Below are 1,582 nucleotides of genomic sequence, written 5' to 3'. Positions count from 1 at the left end.
ATGCCCTGCGCCGTCGCGTCTGCACCCACGCGCAGCACGCTGACGATGAGCGAGCCGTCGAGGTTGATGCTGCCCGCCACGACCGCATCGCCCACCGTCTTGGCGACCGGCGCGGATTCGCCCGTCAGCAGGGCCTCGTTGGCCCAGCCCTGGCCGGACAGCACACGGCCGTCGGCCGCGAAGGCCTCGCCGGCCGCGACGCGGATGCGATCACCCACGCGCAGTGCCTCGGGCGCGACGCGTTCACTGCTGCCGTCCTCACGCAGCCGCTCGGCCGCCGTTGGCAACGCACCGGCGACCGCTTCCAGCGCATCCGCCGCACGATGCCGCGCCCCCAGTTCGAACCAGCGCGCCAGCAGCAGCAGCGCGACGAACATCGTCAGCGAATCGAAGTAGACCTCGTGGCCCAAAGGCCCGCCGGGGTCGAACAAGGCCCCGGTGCTGGCCACGAAGGTGACGGCGATGCCCAGCGCCACCGGCACATCCATGCCCAGCCGCCCTGCCCTGAGCTGCCGCCAGGCGCCAACCATGAAGGGGGCGGCCGAAAAGACCATGACAGGCAGCGTCAGCACCCAGCTGGCCCAGCGCAGCAGGCGGTCCAGGTCGGCGCTGAGCTCACCGGGGGCGGCAACGTAGGCCGGCGTCGCCATCATCATGACCTGCATCATCAGGAAGGCGGCGACAAAGAGCCGCCACAGGGCCTGGCGCCTTTCCTGCCGGCGCAGCTCGCGCGCAGGCGCTGCGACGTCGGGCGTGGCCCGGTAGCCCGCCACCTGCAGCGCGGCCAGCACGTCGGCGAGCGTGAGCTGTGAAGGCAACCACTGCAAGGCCAGCCGGGCCGACGCCGGATTGACGCTGGCACCGCGCACGCCCGGCAGCGTCAGCAGCGCCGCTTCGATCAACCCCGAGCAGRCCGCGCAATGCATGCCCGCCACCTGGAACTGCGACAGCGCCACACCGCCCGGGCCGTCGGGCCAGGTCGTAAAGGGGGCGAGGAGGCGGGCGTCGGCATCAGCCGCACACAAGCCGGGAGGGGGTGCACTCACGCCGCCAATCTAGATGGCCCGCCCCGCCGCCCCCATGACCTGGGTCAAGCTTTTGCGGGAACACATATTGCGTGTGCTCCACCGCCTGCAGCACTTCAGGAGGTCACTCATGTCGGATCTGTCGATACCCGTGGACGCCGCCAACGACGCGTCCGCCACACAGTTCTCCCATGTCAAGCCCGGGGACACGCCCTGGCGCCCCGACGGGCTGAGAGATTTCTTCCTCTACCGCGACCTGGGCGTGGCCGAGGCCACGGCGGGCAAGGTCATCGCGCACCTTGTGAAGGCGAACATGGCCCCTGAAAAGGGCACGGGATGGCACCGCCATGAGGCGGAGTTCCAGATCGTGCTGATGACCAAGGGCTGGGCCAAGTTCATGTACGGCGACCAGGTGACGCTCGTCGAGGCCGGCGACTGCGTGCACCAGCGCCCCGGCATCGTGCATTACCTGTTCGACTACTCGCCGGACATGGAGTACCTGGAGATCGTCTCGCCGGCGGACTTCAAGACGGTGGACGCGCCGGCGCCTTGTGAAG

General features: G+C 69.7%; 2 protein-coding genes. One reads left to right on the top strand and one right to left on the bottom strand.

What is annotated here, in order from left to right:
* On the bottom strand, positions 1-1,046 hold a 1,046-nt coding region (locus ACXJKR_RS32075; RefSeq protein ID WP_457326298.1), incomplete at its 3' end, for a heavy metal translocating P-type ATPase.
* A gap of 109 nt (positions 1,047-1,155) precedes the next feature.
* Here ACXJKR_RS32075 and ACXJKR_RS32070 point away from each other — a divergent pair.
* Positions 1,156-1,582, top strand: a 427-nt coding sequence (locus ACXJKR_RS32070) for a cupin domain-containing protein (RefSeq protein ID WP_457326297.1), incomplete at its 3' end; no start/stop codon positions are given.

The organism is Roseateles sp. P5_E11, assembly GCF_054049355.1.
Note: the sequence above shows the minus strand (reverse complement) of the source record. Positions and strands in the feature narration are given on the sequence as shown.